We start from the raw sequence: 20,329 nt of genomic DNA, 5'->3' as shown, positions 1-20,329 counted from the left end.
GCTGTCTCTATTTAATCAAACATGGAATCAAAGAGCTATATGCCACTTGTCATAATTGCTTAAATCTCAAGCTTGCAAAGCATTTATAATGTGTTTCTTATTCGCATAAGAACGCGAGTGTTTCATTACTTTTAGAAAATGTATTTAGCAAATGCATTGCCAAAAATTAAGTTATTGAAAACATTGAATAATAAGCTTGGTTAATTTTTTATTTCTATAATTGGATGACGAATTACACCAAAGTTTAGTCAAACTCGCCGTTTATGTTACATTAGTTCAACTGATAACCAAATTATGAGGGCCACATGCAGGATACCGATATTGCCATGATGCAATTGGCAATCAAACAAGCCAAATTAGCCGCAGATGAGGGCGAAATTCCGGTAGGTGCGGTTCTCACCCTAAATGGTAATGTCATTGGCCATGGTTTTAACCAAAGCATTAGTCATCTTGACCCATCAGCGCACGCAGAAATGATAGCAATACGACAAGGGGCAAAACGGATAGGTAACTACCGCTTGGTTGATACTACTTTGTACGTAACCTTGGAGCCTTGCTCAATGTGTGCAGGTTTATTGGTTCATAGCAGAGTCGGACGTTTAGTATTCGGCGCTAGCGATACCAAAACCGGCGCATGCGGAAGCATTAGCAATATCGTTCAAGACGCACGTTTGAATCATCAGTTAGAGGTGACTAAAGGTGTATTGGAGCAAGAATGTTCAAGGCTACTATCTGAGTTTTTCGCGTTTAGAAGGGCTCAAAAGAAGGCCTTAAAAAAGGGCGTTTGAAACTAATTGCATACAGATGACAAGCTGAGAAATAAGGCGGGAGGGACTTAGCAGGCCTCCCGGAAGTCTTCTTGCATCTCTACCATTGCAAACTGCTTACGTCTGAATAGTACGCGCTGGTGTAGTTTTTTCAGCATGTTGCGTCGCTGGTTGTTACTTTTCATGGTTCGTTGTCTTTTCATTGTATTTTTTCTTCTCATTTTGTTTCACCCTCACTTATTGCGTAATGATGAAAATCGTTTGTTTTATGACTACTGATGTCTCTCAATAGTTCTCACTTGAATGTGCAACTGCCTGTTTATTAAGCAAAGCACACTATTCTCTTATGCTATCGACCTAAAACTTGCTTACTTAAGTGACAATTCCAAATCTCCGTTGCTTTGAAAGCTTTACGCTTTTTATGCCACTAATGCCACGTTTATCACGTTCATTGCTTTTATCACATTTATTTAAAGCAAGTTATGCACCAGTTTTATTACCGGCATATGAAAGAGAGATGGTATTTATATGACAGATTTCAAGGATGGGTTTACGAAACTTGCGGCTTAAGCCCTTGATGTTTTATCGATTTTGCTTAAAGCCCGTCAACCATACATGACAGTTGCTCAATGCGCAAGCCCAGTCTTTTTGCGCGTGCTGCTTAATAGATAATCGCCCACTTAGTCTTCGTTTTGAGGGTTTTCGGTTTGAGGAGGATCATCTTCCGGAGAAGCTTGCGCCTCTGGCGCTTCATCTATCATCTCAATGTCATCTTCTGTCAATATTATGTCGTTGGATTCATCGTCTTCTGGAATATCGTCAGGGATAGCAGGCAAACTTTCCTGTTGTTCCAGCCAAATTAAGGAATCGTAATAGCGCCTGATATTATCAACATAGCTCACTGCCTCATCTCCTCTGGCATAACCGTAGCGAGTATTTTGATAAAAACGTTTTTGCCTGAGTAATGGAAGGTGTTTTTTAACATCTATCCAAAGATCAGGATTATAACCTTGCGATTCAGTTATCCGCCTGGCGTCTTCCAAGTGCCCTAAACCCACATTATAAGCTGCCATCGCCATCCAGATCCTGTCTGGTGATTGAATGCGAGCAGGAATGCGTCGCAAAAGTGAAGCAAAATAACGAGCACCACCGCTGATACTCTGCTCTGCATCAGTACGCTTGTTTACGCCTAAATCACTGGCTGTGGCACGCGTTAACATCATCATCCCCCGAACGCCAGTTGGCGAGCGCGCTTTTGGATCCCAGTGACTTTCCTGATACGCCATCGCAGCCAAAAGACGCCAGTCTAATTCGCCTGCATGCGCTTCAAACATCGGTTTATACTCGGGCAGTACACTTTCTACAGCGCGCATAAAGGCCCGCGTATCCACAAAATCGAATTTGCGTACATGGCCAAAATACTTGTCTTCAAGAACGGCCAACTGCCCGCTACTTTGCATCAAACCAAAATACTCAAGTAGCGCTGCGCGCAAGGAATCATCTGTTTGTTTGTTCATCAACCAAGCGATTTGCAGCGTGTCGGTGACAGAAAAGCCAATGCCTAGATTTGGAAAGCGGCGACGAGCCACCGCAAGGATATTTGAGTCTGAAATGGTGTAGTCCAATTCATCATTTGAGACCATTTCCAGCAGCTCTTCAATATCTTTTTCGTCGGTTTCATTCCACGAAAGTTCAACCGTATCCGGAATGGCATCTACCAAGGGTTCGCGATATAAATCATTTGCAATAATTGTCAGATTCCCTTCAAGCTGTTCAATGTTGCGAGGGCGGTTTTCCCCTTTCTTGTATACAAGCTCAAAATTCAAACTCTGATAGGCAGGACCAAATTTATACTTTTGCTTTCGCCGCTCAGTCATTGTTATGTTGGCAGCAATGAGATCCAGTCTTTTCTCGTCAAGTTGTGCCACTACTTCTCTAAAATCGTAATACGGATAGACCTCAAGCTTCACACCAAGATAATCAGCAAACCCTTGTGCCAGTTCATATTCAAAGCCTTCGGCGGATGTCGCACCATAATAATAGGTCGTGCGGCCGTACACCGAGCCGACCTTTAACACGCCTTCATCAAGTATTCGCCCTAATGTAGAGTCATTTTTATAGGGGGTACAGCTTAGCAATGAGGCGCTAAGCAGAGCGATGAAGCTAATTTTAGCCAGCCATCTTAGGTGAGGCCACCATGCCTTGGACATGCTATCTGGCCCTTGCTTTGGTTGGATAGGTAGTTGCTTAATAATCAATCGCGCTCGAATCATAAGTTCTAAATTTTCGTAAATGCATTGTGAACAAAACCGGCAAATTAATCTAGAAAATGTTGGGCAATGTCTTAAATTGGTGTAAAAAACAAAGCCAAGCTGGCTCACATTCAACAAAACCAGTCAAAAAAATAAAGCTCGAATATGCTTTTAACCTTATCAATCTATCTGCTTTCCTTTATAATTCCCGCAAATTTTTGTACTGGCTTCTGGTACGTCTACATCCTCGTAATTAATGGACCTGCATATGCTCACTTTGTTCGGCTCTTCGGCGCTTTCTGCATTTAATCAGCAAAAATTGCTTAATCAACTTAAACAGCACGGTGTAAATGCCAAACATGTCCATGCAAGGTTTGTGCATTTTGTAGAATTAGCAGAGGGTGCATCACTTGATGAACAGCAGCATCAAACGCTTAAAAAGCTACTCACTTATGGTCCAAAAGATGAGAAATATGAGCACGCTGCCCAGTTTAAAACGGACTTTGTTGTTGTGCCGCGAGTTGGCACCATTTCACCTTGGTCAAGCAAAGCGACCAATATTATTCACAATTGCGGGATAAGCTGCATTACCCGAGTCGAGCGTGGCGTTGCCTATCAGTTACTTTCCAGTGAAGATACGCACATAAAATGCAACGACACCGCAATGAAAGCCATCGCGCCATTGGTGCATGATCGCATGACTCAGGCAATTTTGCATAAAGTCGAAGACGCCGGGGTGTGTTTCACAAAGGCGTCACCTAAAGCATTCAAACAAGTTGATGTACTCACGCAAGGGAAAGCAGCACTTGAAGCAGCTAATAGCGACTTGGGTTTAGCACTCGCTGACGATGAAATTGATTATTTAGTGGAAAACTTTTTAAAGCTCAATCGCAATCCTAACGATATCGAGCTTTACATGTTTGCGCAGGCCAATTCAGAGCATTGCCGACATAAAATATTTAACGCTGACTGGACGATAGACGGTGAAGTTCAGCCTAAATCATTATTCAAAATGATTAAAAATACCTTTGAGCACACACCGGAATACGTCTTTTCAGCCTATAAAGACAATGCAGCGGTGATGCAGGGCTGGGAAGCTGGCCGTTTTTATGCCGAGCCTGAAACGCATCAGTACACTTATCATCACGAAGCTATCGACATTCTAATGAAAGTGGAAACCCATAATCATCCCACTGCAATCTCACCCTTTCCAGGTGCTGCAACCGGTTCAGGTGGCGAAATTAGAGATGAAGGCGCAACCGGAAGAGGGTCTAAGCCCAAAGCGGGGTTAGTCGGTTTTAGTGTGTCTAATTTGCACTTGCCTGAGCAGACCCAAGCCTGGGAAAAGCCTTATGGAAAACCTGAACGTATTGTCAGCGCGTTGGACATTATGATTGACGGCCCATTAGGCGGTGCAGCGTTTAATAATGAGTTTGGACGTCCGAATATACTGGGCTACTTCAGAACCTACGAACAAACAGTGAATAGTTTTAATGGTATGGAAGTACGAGGCTATCATAAACCCATTATGCTCGCCGGTGGCTTAGGAAACATTAAGCGAGAGCATATTGAAAAAGGGGAAATCACCGTTGGTGCAAAATTAATTGCACTTGGTGGCCCGGCTATGAACATCGGTTTAGGCGGTGGTGCGGCCTCATCGGTTGCCTCTGGTCAAAGCAGTGCAGATTTGGATTTTGCGTCAGTACAACGCGATAACCCCGAAATGGAGCGTCGTTGTCAGGAAGTGATTGACCGCTGCTGGCAACTAGGCGAAGCCAACCCGATTCAATTTATTCATGACGTTGGCGCCGGTGGTTTATCTAACGCCTTTCCGGAACTTGTTAGTGATGGTGGTCGAGGCGGTGTGTTTGAGATTCGTAATATACACTGCGATGAGCCGGGAATGTCACCGCTTGAGATTTGGTGTAATGAATCACAAGAACGATATGTGCTATCTGTTGCGCCTGAAAATATGCCTTTGTTCGAAAAAATATGCGCTCGCGAACGAGCACCCTTTGCTGTTGTTGGAGAGGCGATCCGCGAGCAGCATTTAACCCTTTCAGATAAATTGTTTGGCAATAAGCCCATTGATATGCCCTTGGATGTGTTACTTGGTAAGCCGCCTAAAATGCATCGGGATGTGGTAAGCACTCAGTCTCAAGGCGATGCGTTTGATGGTCGAGGCTACGACACTTCAGAAGTGGCAGAGCGATTATTGCAACTGCCTACCATTGCAGAAAAAACCTTTCTTATCACCATTGGCGATCGCAGTGTGACAGGCATGGTCGCCCGAGATCAAATGGTGGGGCCATGGCAAGTTCCTGTGGCTGATGTTGCCGTTACAACCTCTTCATTTGATGCCTATACGGGTGAATCTATGGCCATGGGAGAGCGCACACCGGTTGCCTTAATTAACTATGGCGCCTCAGCGCGATTAGCTGTGGCTGAAACCTTAACCAATATTGCGGCAAGTAATATCGGCGATATCAAACGTGTCAAATTGTCTGCAAATTGGATGGTAGCGGCTGGGCACCCCGGTGAAGACGCAGGTTTATACGAAGCCGTAAAGGCCGTTGGTGAAGAGCTTTGTCCTGCGCTTGGGATTGCTATCCCGGTTGGAAAAGACAGTATGTCGATGAAAACGGCATGGCAGGAAAACGGCGAAGATAAGAGCGTAACTGCGCCGCTTTCGCTTGTAATAACCGGTTTTGCAGCGGTTAAAGACGTGCGAAAAACACTCACGCCAGAGGTAAAGCCCAATAAAGATTCAAAGCTCTATCTTATAGACATTTCTCGCGGTAAAACACGATTAGGCGCCTCATGTTTTGCACAGGTGTTTGAACAGGTAGGAAGTGAAGCGCCTGATGTTGATCAGCCTGAAGACTTGCTGGCTTTTTTCAATGCCGTACAAGAAATGAACGAAGCACAGTTGCTAGACGCGTATCACGACCGCTCAGACGGTGGTTTATTTACAACGCTGCTTGAGATGGCTTTTGCAGGAAAAACAGGTATCAATATCGAGTTATCAACACTCGCCTCAAAAGCGCATTTTGCTTTTTCCGATGCCTCTTCGAATAAAGATAAGCTTGTGAGTGATCAGGCAAATGCCTTGTTGTTTAACGAAGAGTTAGGTGCCGTTATACAAGTGAGTGATGCGCACCTTGAATCAGTTAAAGGGATCATGCACAAAGCCGGTTTAGCCGACTGTTTAACTGAAGTGGCTAGCTTGAATCAGGAAGACAAAATTGCTATTTCGATAAATGGTAAGACCATTATAGAAACGCCAAGAGTGGCATATCGAACACTTTGGGCCACTACTACCTTTGCCATGCAGCAATTGCGTGATAACCCCGAATGTGCCGAGCAAGAACATAAAGCAAAACAAGATCTTGCAGATCCAGGCCTGCATGCACATCTAAGCTTTGATTTAAATGAAGATGTTGCGGCTCCTTATATTATCAGTGGAGTAAAACCAAAGCTTGCGATAATAAGAGAGCAGGGCGTGAACTCTCACGTTGAAATGGCAGCTGCATTTCATCGCGCAGGTTTTGATGCGATTGATGTACACATGAGCGATTTGGCAAGCGGTAGTAAAACCTTAGAGGATTTTAGTGGATTAGTTGCTTGCGGGGGCTTTAGCTATGGTGATGTGTTAGGCGCGGGCGAGGGCTGGGCAAAGTCCATCTTGTATAACGCTTTACTTCGCGATCAGTTTGAAGCCTTTTTCCACAAAAAGTCGACGTTTTCACTTGGTGTCTGTAATGGATGTCAGATGATGTCGAACTTAAAGTCACTCATACCGGGAGCAGAGGCGTGGCCGCACTTTGTGACGAATCGTTCAGAAAGATTCGAAGCGCGGTTTTCTATGGTAGAAGTACTTGATTCACCGTCGATATTTTTACAGGACATGCAGGGTTCGCGTATGCCAATTGCCGTTTCACACGGTGAAGGAAGAGCGGAATTTTCTGATGAGGCTCAGTTGCATCGCTTGCAGTCACAAAACCAAGTCGCATTGCGTTACGTTGACAATTACGGGCAAATGACTGAGCAATACCCGGCAAATCCTAATGGCTCTCCTTTAGGACTGACTGGCTTAAGCTCTCAAGATGGCAGGGCAACCATCATGATGCCGCATCCTGAGCGTGTATTTAGAACGGTTACAAATTCCTGGCATCCTGAATCATGGCAAGAAGATAGTCCATGGATGCGCATGTTCAGAAACGCCCGTAAGTACGTGGGCTAGCAGAAAACGAGGGCGGCACATCGTTTACAATCGTTATGCGTGCCGCTTCTGATGTTGCTCTCGGTTAATTAGCTTCTGATTTGGGTGTTTCTTCAGCAGAACATAAACTGCCCCTAAACCGCCATGCTGTTTAAGCGCAGTATGAAAAGCAATAACCATATCCATTTCTCTCAGCCACTGGTTCACATAACTTTTCATAAAGGCTGGAAAGGGTTTACTGTTCAAGCCAATCCCATGATCGATAAGTACACAACGAATACCCCGCTCATGACAGGCACTTAAGTCGTTAAATATAGTCAAGCGGGCATCTTCAAAACTCAGGTGCTTTAAAACGAGACGGGAGTCAATATTGTATTTGCCTAATCGAAGGTTTTTATACACACCTTCCTGCACGCCATTCTGTTTATATTGAATATAATCGTGCGGATCAACGGGTTTAACGTACTCAACGCTCAAACCGTTGTCGTCAAGCGCAATCTGCTTTTCTAAGGCCTCACGCTTTAAGCGCTGAGCAAGCGTTTCGTGGGAATTGGGTTTAAGTTGTGCCTTTTCCTGCGTACTTAGAGGCTTAACATCCTGCATTTCTTCAAAAAAAGACTGAATGTCGTCATCGTTCATGTTGCCTCCAACAAACTTATTATCAAGGTGCTACTGCTTTGTACCCCTATAGTAAGTATTTGGTTGCCATTTTTCGAGAAAATTCAATTAGCCGTTCATTATTCAGACGCAATCAAGCCTAACACGCTTTAAGCTAAGGGGAGTCCTTACATCAATCGCTCGTGTTTACTTCACTTGCGTATCTGAAAACATCGCTTTCATTTGATTGGCAAAGCTAACAAATTTTTCTTTCATGGTCTTTTTTACTGATACGGAAATGTCTGAAAGTAGCGCAACGCCTTCTATTTTTATTTTAGGCGCCTGTTTTCCGGCCATCGAAGCTGTGTGGTCGCTTACCCCGCTTAGAACATTGATAACAGAAGAAGTAACGTTTACGCTTTCCGGAACGTAGAATTTGTCGCCACTTAATATAGATACGACTTTAATCGTCACGTTAGGTGATGAAAATACCGCATTGGAAAAATCGAGTTTAATAGAACCTAAAATACTGTAACAGGTGATCTCTTTAGGTACGACCCAATGACCACCTTTGGTATTGCTTGAGAGCACCGATACGAGCGTTTCGTCATCGCTTTCAGCAGATGTATCGTATTGCACATCAAACTGACGAGCTTTATGCTGCGCAATCGTGTCATCTTCTGGCGGCGATAAATCGCTTACTTGATCAACAATTTCTGCATGCGAAGTAGACTCGGTGGCAATGTCTAATCTGCGTTCAAACGCTTCTTCTGAAATAACGGCATGGCTATAGTTATAAATGAGCGTATCAATGGTTTCTTCACGCACTTGCTCGATGGGTCTATCTTCTAACTTAACCTGTGATTTCATTATTATTCCTTTTTTATGAAGCGTTTATTAGGCTTGCTTTTGTGGCACGGCGTTTTTACACCGCTTAGTCTAAGCATGTAATAGCATTTGATAAGCATCTCATATGCCAAAAATAAAATATAATAAAATCAATTAGTAAATAATTCTTCGATTAATTATATTAGTAAAAACCGCTATTGCTTGGCGTAAACCGGAAACAAGTGAGGTGTTTATGCCCATTTTAGGCTGAGCCGCGCTAGGGCTTTACCCCAAATATCCAACCTTCAAATCTTAGTGCTTGTTCTGGTAGTTTGTTAATATCTAGCACTCGCTCGTTTTGACAAAACCACCTCAATCCAGCGCTAGCGATAATGGCATCACTTAAATGATCGCTTATGCCTGAGTCACTCGCATCCGAGCTATAAGTCTGTCTGCAATCAACGCCAAAATGCTGCAAAATGGTATTTAGCTGAGCTTCAGTTCTGACTTTTTCATTTCCAAAACCTGCGTGTCGGATGAATAATCGAGGATAAATCTCAGTAATGACTAGCGAAGCGCTGTGAAAATGGTCTATATCGAAGGGCCAGACGCACACCTTTTTGGGAAACTCACGCTTTAACTCAGCAATCATTCGCATGCCCGCCAAGCCACCTTTGCCCACCTGTTTAGCGCCAATCAGTTTGAAAGGACTTTCGGGCGTGCCTAATCCTTGCAGATGGGCCTTTATTTCGGTTTGTCGTCTTAATGCATGCAAATCGAACCACTCTGGCTGTTTACCTTGCGTCCAAAATGCGCGGCCATATTCAGGGTGGGTCCAAAATTCGCCTGCAAAAAAATTGTCGTGGCCGTGATTAAGCGCATCAACGGTTTGCCATAGCGTATTGAAATGGGCATTTTTACCAAACTGCTTGTGTCCAACATCAATACAATAGCCAAAGTTGCAATCAATGCCTGCTAGTGTACGTTTTTTGTCATTGGCGTAGTCTCTTAAAACGGCAAAAACATCGCTTCTGGATTTTTTTTTACTATCGAAACAAGGCTTGGAGTCTATAATATTGTCACAGCTAGCCATTGCGATTGCGTTGGACTTCAAGGGGCTTTTTGCACCAGACCAGTCAATGCCAATGTAGCTATCAAACATGTTTATTCCTGTAACTTAAGAGAATGCGCCTTGATTGAGTATCGCAAGTTGAGGTTAATTACTCAGTCTTTTGTAGTTTACTCAATTAATGCCGTGCTATGTTATAGAAATATGAATAGAATCATACAACGATGCGCTAAAGACACCAAAAATGGGAGGATCATGGCCAATACATTAATGCGAGCAGAGGCGCTATCTGCACCGGAAGTTATTGCTAAACAACTTACAAGTAATGCAACCGTATGCAGGCGCGTAGCGAATGATATTTGCGCATTTGATCCGGAGTTCGTATACATCATTGGTCGCGGCTCTTCCGACCATGCGGGTGTATTTGCTAAATATTTAATTGAGGTAGAACTGGGGATTGCTGTTTCCTCAGCAGCACCTTCTGTTTTCAGCATTTTTAAACAACGCATAAATTTAAAGCGAGCATTGGTACTGGTTATTTCACAGTCAGGTGCTTCTCCAGATATTATTGAACAGACTAAAGCTGCAAAAGAGGCGGGCGCGTTCACTGTCGGCTTAATCAATACCCCTAATTCGCCCTTGTCAGCAGTCGTTGCAGCCGAAATTTGCTTACACGCTGGAAGTGAAAAAGCGGTCGCTGCTACAAAAAGCTATCTGGCAACTTTAAGCGCTGCATTGCAACTGATTGCATATTGGAAAGAAGATAAAAAGCTACTCGAGGCGCTTGCGGCCCTCCCAAATGCCATGCTCCAGGCACAAAAAGGAGAGGCCAAACTAAGACTGGAACACGTCAAAAATTTAAGCCATTGCATTGTGCTTGGCAGAGGATTTGGCTTTGCAATTAGCAAAGAAATAGCGCTCAAGCTTAAAGAAGTATGCAGCATTCACGCAGAAGCGTTTAGTAGTGCAGAGTTTTTGCACGGGCCAGTCGCATTGGCTAACAAACCATTGTGTGTGTTAGACGTAGCGGTTGAGGATGAGTCTTTTGAATCTCATAATGGAGTCTTGTCAGATTTGCGCTCGCGAGGCTTAAAGCCGCACGCTATTCATTTACGCAATTGTGAATTGCATTATCGACTTTTACCTTTACTTACCATGCAACGTTTTTACTTGGATATTGAGCATTTGGCTATTCAAATGGGTTTTGATCCAGATAGTCCTGCCGGTCTCAACAAAGTGACCAAAACCTTGTAGTGGTGGCGCAAAAGCAATAAGTAAGATATAGATTTAAACAATAGATCTTAACAATAACGCAGCTAAATGCAGTTAAGATAGTCTGTGAAAATTAGAGAACAATATGCAAATACTTGCGACAAAGCTTTTTGATGGTGAAAACTGGCAACAGAACGTTTTGCTTAGTGTTGAAAAGGGTAAAATAAAGTCGATAGAAAATGCAGTATCGCATGTTCAAAATCATGAAAGCATCGATAAAAGTGCAGATGTTGTGGCTCCGGGCTTTATAGATGTGCAAGTAAATGGTGGCGGTGGGGTCTTGTTCAACAATACGCCAGACTTGTCTACCTTGATTACAATGAGTAAAGCTCATCAACAGTTTGGCACCACGGCAATGTTGCCTACCGTCATTACTGATAGTATCGACGTTATGCAAAGAGCCGCAAACGCTGCGGCACAAGCAATTCATAATGGTGTTGCAGGCATAATCGGCATACACTTTGAAGGCCCACACTTGTGTTCAGCTAAAAAAGGTATTCACCCTGAATCAGCCATTAGGCCTATCTCTGAAGCTGAAATGGCGCTTTTTCTCAGAAAGGATCTAGGCATTGTATGTGTGACATTAGCGCCTGAGCAAGTCAGCCTGGATGTCATTAAACAACTTACAGAACAAAACGTAGTGGTATGTCTAGGGCATTCAAACGCAGAAGTCGAACAGGCTATGAACGCGTTAGATGCGGGCGCCACTGGCTTTACACACCTTTATAATGCCATGTCACCTCTACACAGTCGCGCAGCTGGAATGGTAGGTGCCGCACTTTTGCGTGACGATGCCTACGCAGGATTAATTGTAGATTTGGAGCATGTTGATAAGTACGCCTGCCAGTTGGCAATAAAAGCCAAAGGTTCGCAGCGCGTTATGTTAGTAACAGACGCAATGTCCCATGTAGGTGCTAAGCACAACGAACTTGTGTTTAACAATGAGAAGATACATCGAGATGGCAATCGACTTATCCTGGAAAATGGTACGCTTGCCGGTTCGGCATTAGATATGGCAAGCGCAGTTAGAAATTCCTATCGAACCGTTGGCGTCGATTTGTCTCATGCATTAAAGATGGCGTCTACAACGCCCGCACATTTTTTAGGCCTTAACAGCACGAAAGGCTCGATAATCGAAGGGGCAGATGCTGACTTTGTTCTAATGGACGAAGATTGTCTCATTAAGCAAACTTATATTGCTGGCGAATGTGTATTTGACTCAAATCCTCAGCCAGATCTCAAGGACAGGCAATGAAAACTGAGCAAGCAGACTCAAAGTTTTCCAGTAAAGGTTCTGGTTCAGTCTCTGGTTCAGTCTCTGGTTCAGTCTCTGGTTCAGTAGTAGTGCCAATGACCATCATAGGCGCACTGTTCTTTATTTTTGGGTTTGTTACCTGGTTAAATGGCGCGCTCATTCCTTTTTTACAAATCGTATGCGAATTAACAGAGAGCCAGGCACTTTTTGTCGCGTTTTCGTTTTACATAGCATATGTGGTAATGGCACTACCAATGTCATTTTTGCTGGATAAAGTTGGGTACAAAAAAGCGATGTCGCTTGGCCTTGTGTTAATTGGCCTTGGTTGCTTATTGTTTATTCCGGCAGCAAGCACGCGTGAATTTAGTTTGTTTCTGCTTGCGCAGTTTGTAATGGGTTCGGGACTTACCATTTTACAAACGGCTTCTAACCCCTATGTGGTAAAAATTGGCCCAGAAAATACCGCTGCTGTGCGCATATCGATCATGGGCATACTCAATAAATTTGCGGGCTTCTTAGCGCCGATTGTATTTACTGCATTAGTGCTTAAAGACTTTAAGGGTGTTAACGCGCAATTTATGGCGACGCTAAGTGAAGCCGCGCGCGCAGAAAAAATTGAAGCTTTGTCTAATGCTTTAATACAGCCTTATGTTGGCATGGCTTTGGTTTTATTCGTACTGGCGATTTTACTGCATTTTTCCAAATTGCCCGAGCTTACGATGGAAGGTGAAGAGCAAATAGATGCAACTGCGTTACTTTCTGAATCTTCAGGAACTGCAGCAGCGAAAACGCTGTGGCAATACCCACATCTTTTATTAGGTGTTGTAGCATTATTTTTCTATGTGGGTGTTGAGGTTATTGCAGGGGATACTATCGGTTTATATGGCTCACAACTAGGTGTTGCAAACGCCACTTCACTTACCTCCTACACAATGGCTTTTATGATGATTGGCTATGTAATGGGTTTGCTCCTAATTCCGCGCGTTATATCGCAAGTGCAGGCACTTAGCGTATCAGCCATTTTAGGATTAGTTTTGTCTATAGCCTTGATATTTGCTGATAATCAAAGCACAGCGTTAGCGTCTGCGCTTTGGGGATGGTCAGGTATTGCGGTTGTGCCAAACAGTGTGGCTATTTTGGCGGTATTGGGTTTTGCCAACGCGATGGTTTGGCCGGCAGTTTGGCCCCTTGCGCTTGCTGGGCTTGGCCAGCTCACCGCGCGCGGCTCAGCGCTACTAATCATGGGGATCTCAGGAGGCGCAATTCTGCCGGTGGTATACGGTAAGTTATCGGAGGCCTTCACACCACAAAGCGCTTATTGGCTTTTAGTGCCTTGCTATGCCTTTATTTTGTTTTATGCTCTGAAGGGGCATCAATTAAAAAGCTGAGCTTGCGCAAGCCATAACTTATCCAAAGGTTCAAATGTAGTGATCTTGGTCAAATAAAAAGCCGAAGTTGCCTGCTATTATTCTGCGCTTTTTTACAGTACAGAAAAACTAGAAAATATGCCTGAGTTACTATCGCCTGCTGGCAGTTTAAAAAACATGCGCTATGCATTCGCCTATGGCGCAGATGCAGTTTACGCCGGACAACCCCGATACTCGTTGCGTGTGCGCAATAATGAATTTACCTTAGATAATCTTGCCATAGGTATTCACGAAGCACACCAGCAGCAAAAGCAGTTTTATGTTGTGAGCAATATTGCGCCGCACAACAGTAAACTTAAAACCTACATACAGGATTTGGCCCCCGTAATCGCTTTAAAACCTGATGCTTTGATCATGTCTGATCCGGGTTTGATAATGATGGTGCAAGACGCCTTTCCACAGCAGTGCATTCATCTCTCTGTTCAGGCAAATGCTGTTAATTATGCCAGCGTAAAATTTTGGGCAAAGCAAGGCATAAAACGCGTAATACTGTCGCGCGAACTTGGTTTAGCTGAAATTGAAGAAATTCGCCAGCAGTGCCCGGATACCGAGCTTGAAGTATTTGTGCACGGTGCTTTGTGTATGGCTTATTCTGGGCGATGTTTGCTTTCAGGCTATATGAATAAACGCGATCCTAACCAAGGTTCCTGCACCAACGCCTGCCGATGGAGTTATCATACGCAAAAAGCCGAGCAAGATGATGCCGGTAACTTTATATCTCTAAATCATTATGATCAAACTACTAATGCTCAAAACAATAGCGCGCAAAACAATAGTGCACACTGCGCGCCGAAAGCCAAGGCTACTGCTCCGACTCTGGGCCTTGGCGCTAGTGCAAAAGATGCGTATTTAATTACAGAAAGAATGCGACCGAATGATCCGATGCCAGCATTTGAAGACGAACATGGCACCTATATTATGAACTCGCGCGATTTACGAGCGGTTCAACATGTGCATGCATTAAGTAAGATGGGCATTGATTCACTTAAAATAGAGGGCCGCACTAAATCCTTTTACTATTGTGCACGGACAGCACAAGTTTATCGTCAGGTGATTGAAGATGCTAAGGCAGGTATCGCCTTTTCGCCCGAGTACCTGTATGAGCTTGATAAACTGGCAAACCGAGGCTACACAGAAGGATTTTTGCGAAGACATACGCACGATATGTATCAAAATTACGAAACCGGCGCTTCTGTTTCAGACAAGCAAAAGCTGGTGGGTGAAGTAATTGAAGTATTAAACGATTCGCATGTTGTAGTTGAAGTGAAAAACCGTTTTAGTGTTGGAGATTCGTTAGAATACATGTCGCCACAGGGGAATTGCACTTTTCGCTTGCATGAGATGTACGATAAACAAGAAGAGTCAGTTAGGATGGCACCTGGATCTGGTTACATAGTCAAACTAAAACTCCCAGAAATAGCTACAGCCAGTGAATTTGGCATTTTTTTGCGAAATCTGCAGGATGCTGAAACAACGAGAGGGTGAGTTAAGCAGTCGAGCGAGCTAGACTTTATTTGTTTGGGCGAACGTTATAGGCCGCTGGTGTTTGTTGGTACAGGATAAAGTGCATCAAACTACTTGATATTTTCGTGTCCGACTAAAGCGACTAGCGGGAAAGGATACTGTCCAAACTCTAAGGTGATAATCAATATTTCATTGCCGGCAAATTTCAGGCTCTTTTTGAAATTTAAAGGCGTTTGTCGCGTGCCGTCAGCAAATATTCCCAATAAGTGCGATTCAACCAAGAAACGGGTGCCAGCGCTTTTATTTGCCAGTTCGACAATTGCAGCACGCTGTCCAATTTCATTGCTCATCGGAATGATGCTTAAAACTTCAAAGTCACTCACTTTGGGATAAATTTCGTAAGGGTTAAATATCTTTGTTGCGTCCAGGTTTGGAATACGCTCATCATACTGATAGGCAAACGTTTCGGCTTGCACATCACCAAAGACTGTTGTGTGCGAGGTAATAATTATTACCAATAGTAAGTAGCGACGTAAGAAGCGTTGTATTGAGTTATGAAAGCGTCGTTTCATACCTTAGCTCTCTTCCAGCGGATCGCGTTGATTTTCTGTAGTTTGCGCTAAGGACAAATCTCCGCCAAGCGCCAGATATAAAGCGATAACACTTCGAATCACGTCAGCTTGTCTGTCGAGCACCGCAAGCTGACTAGCAATGTTGCCCTCTTTTTCCTCTATAACCGTGTAAAAGCTTGTATGTCCAGACTGAAAACGGAGGTTTGCATATTCAAGACTTTGCTTTTGTCGTTTCAATTTTCGCTGTTGGTGCTTTAGTGCGCGTTTATTTTCAACGTAATCTATTAATGTCGTTTCAACTTCTTGTATGCTTTTAACTATTACGTGTTGATACCTGAGTTCGGCTCGCTTTTGTTCACTTTCAGCGATTGTTAACTGCTCGTTCAAGCGCTGTCCGGAAAGCAACGGAACGGTAAAATTTAACATGCCGCCCAAAGACCAGGTAAAAGAGTCCGAATCGAACAAGTCGGAAAAATCCGTCGCCTCAAAGCCAACATCTCCTGTAAGAGAAAAACGTGGAAAAAGATTGGCTCTAGCAATACCTACTTCCGCAGTCTGAGCTGTCAGTTCCCGTTCAGCACGTTTTATATCCGGACGTCTTTTTAGAAGGTCAGAAGGCAGACCGATGGGAACCATCGTGTCGGCAAACTCAATGTTGTTTGTGAGTTGAAAGTGCTTTAAAAACTCATTTGGTGTCTCGCCTACCAATACAGCGAGCCGATTGCGGCTTTGATTAATTGCAGCCTCTAACACGCTGAGCTGCGATTGCAAGTCATCAAGAGCAGACTGTTCTTTTAACAATGCTGATTTTGGTAGCGCGCCTGTGCTGATTGACAGTTTTTGTAGTTTCAGTCGGCGCTGTTGTATCTTCACCCTTTCATGAGTCAACTGCAGTTGATTAAATAAAAGTTTAGTTTCGAAATACGTTGTTGCTACCTGAGCATGAAGAGCGATCATCACACTCTCGTAATCGTGACGACTCATTGCTAGGCGCGCATCAGCAGCATTAATTGCGCTTTCAAGTCGACCAAAAAGGTCTGGCTCCCAACTTGCCGATAATCCTAGATCATAGAAGTTGCCTAAAGTTTGCGCCCCGGGTAATTGACCCAAGGGGATTTGACCATTTTCACTCGATTGAATGCGCGAAGCACCACCGCCAGCAGTAACTTCAGGAAGCTTTCTTCCCGTCTCTATTCGAAAACGAGATTTTGCTTCGTTTATCCGTAAGTAAGCCTCTTTAACATCGAAATTAGCGCCTGACGCGCGAGCCAATAGCTCACTGAGCTGTTCGTCTTGAAATTTTGTCCACCAACGCAGGGTGGATGATGTAGTTGTATATGCATACATATTTGTTAAATCGCTCCACTGTTGATCTTCACTTAATGATTTGGGCTGGCTATATTCTGGCGCGAGTGAGCTGCACGAAGCGCTCGCTAGTGCGCCAACAAATAATGATAATTTAACTATGCGCATTTATTGTCCCTCTTGTGATGCAGTAGGAATTGCAATGGTTGTGTCAGACAAGGCTTCATGTTTGGCTTTAATGTCAAACATCAAGCAATATAAAACCGGCGCAACGCCAAGCGTTAAAAAGGTACCCATTGCCAATCCAAATGCGAGTACTACTGCCAAGCCATAAAAAAGTGGATCGACCGAGATGATCAGCGGAAGCAAGCCTAATATTGTGGTTATAGTGGTCATAATTATCGGGCGTAACCGCATTACAGAGGCTTTTATTACAGCTTCTACTGAGTCTTCGGTTTTACGCTCAATATCGATTCTATCGACAAGCACAATGGCATTGTTGATGATAATACCCAGTAAGGCGTACAAGCCTAAAATCACCATGAATCCAAAATCTGCACGCATCACATGTAAACCAATAACGGCGCCAATTAGCATAAGAGGCAAGGTCAAAATAATGATGAATGGGCGCTTAAAGCCATTAAATTGTGCGACTAATAAAATCAATACCAGTGCCAAGCAAAGCGGCATATTAGCAGCAAGCGCCGCTCTACCTTCCTCAGAAGTCACCACGATACCGGATAAATCGATGCTATGGCCTACGGGCAGTGTTTGGCGTATTTTATCTAGCTCTTTCTCCATTATAGGCGCCCAATCTTGCGCGGTGATATAGTCATTCCGCGCTGACACGGTCGCGGTTCTCATCGCATCAACTCGAGCAATTCTGACATATTCATTTTCCGGACGAATTTTGGCGACTTGCGAAAGTAAAACGCTATCGTTGGTAAGAGACGAAAATACACTGATGTTTTTCAAGTTATTCACGCTATCACGCTCTTTAGCTGGGGCTCTGAGCATTATGGGATACACATCATCACCATCATAAAAATGCGTAAGTATCTGCCCATTAAAATGTCGTTTAAGCGCTTGATTGATATCAGCAGTACTGATACCCGCTCGTTTTGCCTTGGCTTGCTCAACGTCAATCACATACTTAAGCGCACGATTTTCCCAATCACTTCGAATATCCACTGCTCCCGCCTGTTGCGACAGTAAACCCTTTACTTTATTTGCGGTATCGAAAACAACCCAAGCATCGGGACCAGATACTTCTACTTCAAATATGGTAGGGTCTGATGGACCCAGAAACATGTTTGTAACTTGTGCCTTTACTTGCGGAAACCGCTCAGCAAGAGACTTTCTGAGACGCAGTTTTACGGGATCTACATTTTCAAAACGATCAATGTTTAACACAGCAAATCCGCGATTTGGAGCCGGATCAATAGGTGCTAATGACAGTACAAATCGCGGGCCGCCAAAACCAGTATAGCCTGCTGTACTTTCGATCTCTGGCCACTTATCGTCATCGTCTAAAAATGCAAATATCGCTTGCAACTCTTTATCCGTTTGCGTTTCAGTAACTCCTGCGGGCAAATCAAAATAGATAAGCAATTGAGAGCGGTCTGAATTTGGGAAAAAGTTTTGAGGAACGAGCTGCAGAGCGCCTATAGCAGCGATGAATAACAGGAGCATTACGGCTAAAAAGGAACGCCGAAACTTCAGTAAACGGTAAAGTATGTTTGCATACAATTTATTTAAATAGTCAAAACTATCTATACCAAACTGACGAAAACGGCCTGGTTTGCTGCTTTTCTCGGGGGCCTTGATAAAAAGAGTGCATAGCACTGGTGTCAAAGTCATAGCCAACACCCACGAAGTCGCTAATGAGATAAGCACAACCTGAGAGATGGTGCGCGTATATTCGCCCGATTCGTGCTCGGCGAGCATCAATGGGAGAAATACTAAAATGGTTGTTAGTGTTGACGATAGCAGGGGCAACGCTAACTCTTTTACCGTTATACCTAAGGCATCTTTACGCTCCTCCCCCTCATCCAACCGTCTTTTAAAATCTTCAGCAATCACGATGCCATTATCGACTAGCAAGCCAAGAGAAATTACCAAAGTTGCCAGGCTCATGCGCTGCAAATTGATTTCAAAAAAGCCCATGATAGCGATGGTAATAAGCATTACGCTTGGCACAATGGCGCCAACTATCAAACCTGTTCGTAGGCCCAAAAAGAAAATGACGACTGCGAGCACAATGAAGAGCGTTTGAATGACATTACTTGTCACACCAAATACGGCGTCGGCCACTTGATCTGACTGAAAGGTAGCAATGCTTAGCGTATATCCGGCAGGTAATTGTGAGCGAAGCTCTTCTATTTGCATATTCGCTTCTTTACCATAATCTAATACGCTATTACCCGGTACCATTGTCAGCGCAAGCATTATGGCCGGCTTACCATTGAAATAGGTTCGACGACTTGGAGGTTCAATGTAATCTTTATAAACATGCGCTACGTCTTTCAATGCAACAATGATATTTTGATTAGGCACGGCGATAAGTGTATCTTGTATGTCCTCTAAACTTTTAAATGTCCCCGAGGCTTGCAAAATATAGCTTGTTACGCCAGTATCAAGCTGCCCGCCGCCTTCGATAATATTTTGCTGCGACAAACTCTGTTGAATATCTCTCGGCGAGATACCCAAGGTGCTGAATTTTGTATTGCTTAATTGAATATAAACACGCTCGGGTTGTGCGCCAAGAATATCAATCGTTTTTGTGTTTGGTATTTGATAAAGCTTGTCGCGCAAGTATTGCGCCATATCAAACTGCTCAGCCATTGAATAATCGTCAGATTGAAGCGCAATGGTTGCAGCCGCTACATTGCCAAAATCATCATTTAGTACGGGTGTACTGGTACCCGGTGGCAAGTCTTTTTGAATGGTTGCCATCCTATCTCTAATATCATCCCAAATTTGTTCTAATTGAAAATATTTAGATTGAATTTCAACTTTAATGATCGATAGTCCGGGTTGGGTAATTGATGTTACCTCTTCTACCTCACCTTGTTCTCTAATAACCTCTTCGAGTGTTTTCGTAACTAGCAACTCCATGCGCTCAGCAGACATATTTGGATTAGACGCGGTCACCGTCGCGACTCGAATAGTAATGGATGGGTCTTCACGGGCCGGTAGGTTGAAGTAAGAATAGAGTCCAAATGCCATAAGCAGTACGACAGTTAAAAAAACAGTCGAGCGAAATTCGAACATTCTTTGTCCAAAGTGCATAAATGATG

Annotated in this window: 14 protein-coding genes; 6 read left to right on the top strand and 8 right to left on the bottom strand. The window is 43.8% G+C overall.

All coding sequences use genetic code 11. The annotated features are described in order from the left end of the window. Window positions 1-305: 305 nt before the first annotated feature. Window positions 306-788, top strand: a complete 483-nt coding sequence (gene tadA / locus D6V41_RS11255) for a tRNA adenosine(34) deaminase TadA (RefSeq protein ID WP_136251626.1) — start codon at window positions 306-308, stop codon at window positions 786-788. A 47-nt stretch (window positions 789-835) separates the two neighbouring features. On the opposite strand, the gene D6V41_RS18470 is transcribed toward tadA, so the two are convergent. Together D6V41_RS18470 and mltF are read right to left on the bottom strand one after the other, a co-directional pair. Continuing rightward, window positions 836-970, bottom strand: coding sequence for a hypothetical protein (locus D6V41_RS18470; protein WP_277750973.1), 135 nt, complete (start codon window positions 968-970; stop codon window positions 836-838). Window positions 971-1,447: 477 nt separating this feature from the next. Further along, window positions 1,448-3,025, bottom strand: coding sequence for a membrane-bound lytic murein transglycosylase MltF (gene mltF, locus D6V41_RS11250; RefSeq protein ID WP_241664523.1), 1,578 nt, complete (start codon window positions 3,023-3,025; stop codon window positions 1,448-1,450). 262 nt (window positions 3,026-3,287) lie between these two features. Between mltF and purL the strand changes: the two genes are divergently transcribed. Then, a complete protein-coding gene (gene purL, locus D6V41_RS11245; RefSeq protein ID WP_136251625.1) occupies window positions 3,288-7,262 on the top strand; it encodes a phosphoribosylformylglycinamidine synthase in 3,975 nt (1,324 codons plus the stop codon). A gap of 33 nt (window positions 7,263-7,295) precedes the next feature. Here the strand turns inward: purL and smrA are convergent, their stop codons facing one another. From smrA to D6V41_RS11230, 3 genes are all read right to left on the bottom strand, one after another. Beyond that, window positions 7,296-7,880 (bottom strand): DNA endonuclease SmrA, encoded by a 585-nt coding sequence (gene smrA, locus D6V41_RS11240; protein WP_136251624.1) that lies wholly within the window; start codon window positions 7,878-7,880, stop codon window positions 7,296-7,298. Between the two features lie 165 nt (window positions 7,881-8,045). After that, window positions 8,046-8,708: a DUF1707 and DUF2154 domain-containing protein gene (locus tag D6V41_RS11235; protein ID WP_136251623.1), complete on the bottom strand. Its 663-nt coding sequence runs from the start codon at window positions 8,706-8,708 to the stop codon at window positions 8,046-8,048. A gap of 235 nt (window positions 8,709-8,943) precedes the next feature. Then, window positions 8,944-9,828, bottom strand: a complete 885-nt coding sequence (locus tag D6V41_RS11230) for a hypothetical protein (protein WP_136251622.1) — start codon at window positions 9,826-9,828, stop codon at window positions 8,944-8,946. Window positions 9,829-9,990: 162 nt separating this feature from the next. Here D6V41_RS11230 and nagB-II point away from each other — a divergent pair, with 162 nt between their 5' ends. From nagB-II to trhP, 4 genes are all read left to right on the top strand, one after another. Continuing rightward, window positions 9,991-10,989: a glucosamine-6-phosphate deaminase NagB-II gene (gene nagB-II / locus D6V41_RS11225; RefSeq protein WP_136251621.1), complete on the top strand. Its 999-nt coding sequence runs from the start codon at window positions 9,991-9,993 to the stop codon at window positions 10,987-10,989. A 103-nt stretch (window positions 10,990-11,092) separates the two neighbouring features. Beyond that, entirely contained in the window at window positions 11,093-12,262 is a 1,170-nt protein-coding gene (nagA, locus tag D6V41_RS11220) for an N-acetylglucosamine-6-phosphate deacetylase (RefSeq protein WP_136251620.1), read from the top strand. 95 nt (window positions 12,263-12,357) lie between these two features. After that, a complete protein-coding gene (locus D6V41_RS11215; protein ID WP_241664533.1) occupies window positions 12,358-13,650 on the top strand; it encodes a sugar MFS transporter in 1,293 nt (430 codons plus the stop codon). A 117-nt stretch (window positions 13,651-13,767) separates the two neighbouring features. Continuing rightward, window positions 13,768-15,174 carry a prephenate-dependent tRNA uridine(34) hydroxylase TrhP gene (gene trhP, locus D6V41_RS11210; protein ID WP_136251618.1) on the top strand — a complete coding sequence of 469 codons (1,407 nt, stop codon included), beginning with the start codon at window positions 13,768-13,770 and terminating at the stop codon, window positions 15,172-15,174. Window positions 15,175-15,263: 89 nt separating this feature from the next. Here the strand turns inward: trhP and D6V41_RS11205 are convergent, their stop codons facing one another. The 3 genes from D6V41_RS11205 to D6V41_RS11195 are packed head-to-tail and all read right to left on the bottom strand — an operon-like array spanning window position 15,264 to window position 20,303. Further along, window positions 15,264-15,725 (bottom strand): hypothetical protein, encoded by a 462-nt coding sequence (locus D6V41_RS11205; RefSeq protein ID WP_136251617.1) that lies wholly within the window; start codon window positions 15,723-15,725, stop codon window positions 15,264-15,266. A 3-nt stretch (window positions 15,726-15,728) separates the two neighbouring features. Beyond that, window positions 15,729-17,198 carry an efflux transporter outer membrane subunit gene (locus tag D6V41_RS11200; protein WP_136251616.1) on the bottom strand — a complete coding sequence of 490 codons (1,470 nt, stop codon included), beginning with the start codon at window positions 17,196-17,198 and terminating at the stop codon, window positions 15,729-15,731. Further along, on the bottom strand, window positions 17,199-20,303 hold the full coding sequence (locus D6V41_RS11195; protein ID WP_241664522.1) for an efflux RND transporter permease subunit: 3,105 nt from the start codon (window positions 20,301-20,303) through the stop codon (window positions 17,199-17,201). Window positions 20,304-20,329: the final 26 nt, after the last annotated feature.

It is taken from the genome of Ningiella ruwaisensis (genome assembly GCF_004798935.1).
In the GTDB taxonomy this organism is placed as follows: Bacteria; Pseudomonadota; Gammaproteobacteria; order Enterobacterales; family Alteromonadaceae; genus Glaciecola; species Glaciecola ruwaisensis.
The sequence above is the reverse complement of the archived record's forward strand: the minus strand, read 5'-3'. Positions and strand labels throughout refer to the sequence as shown.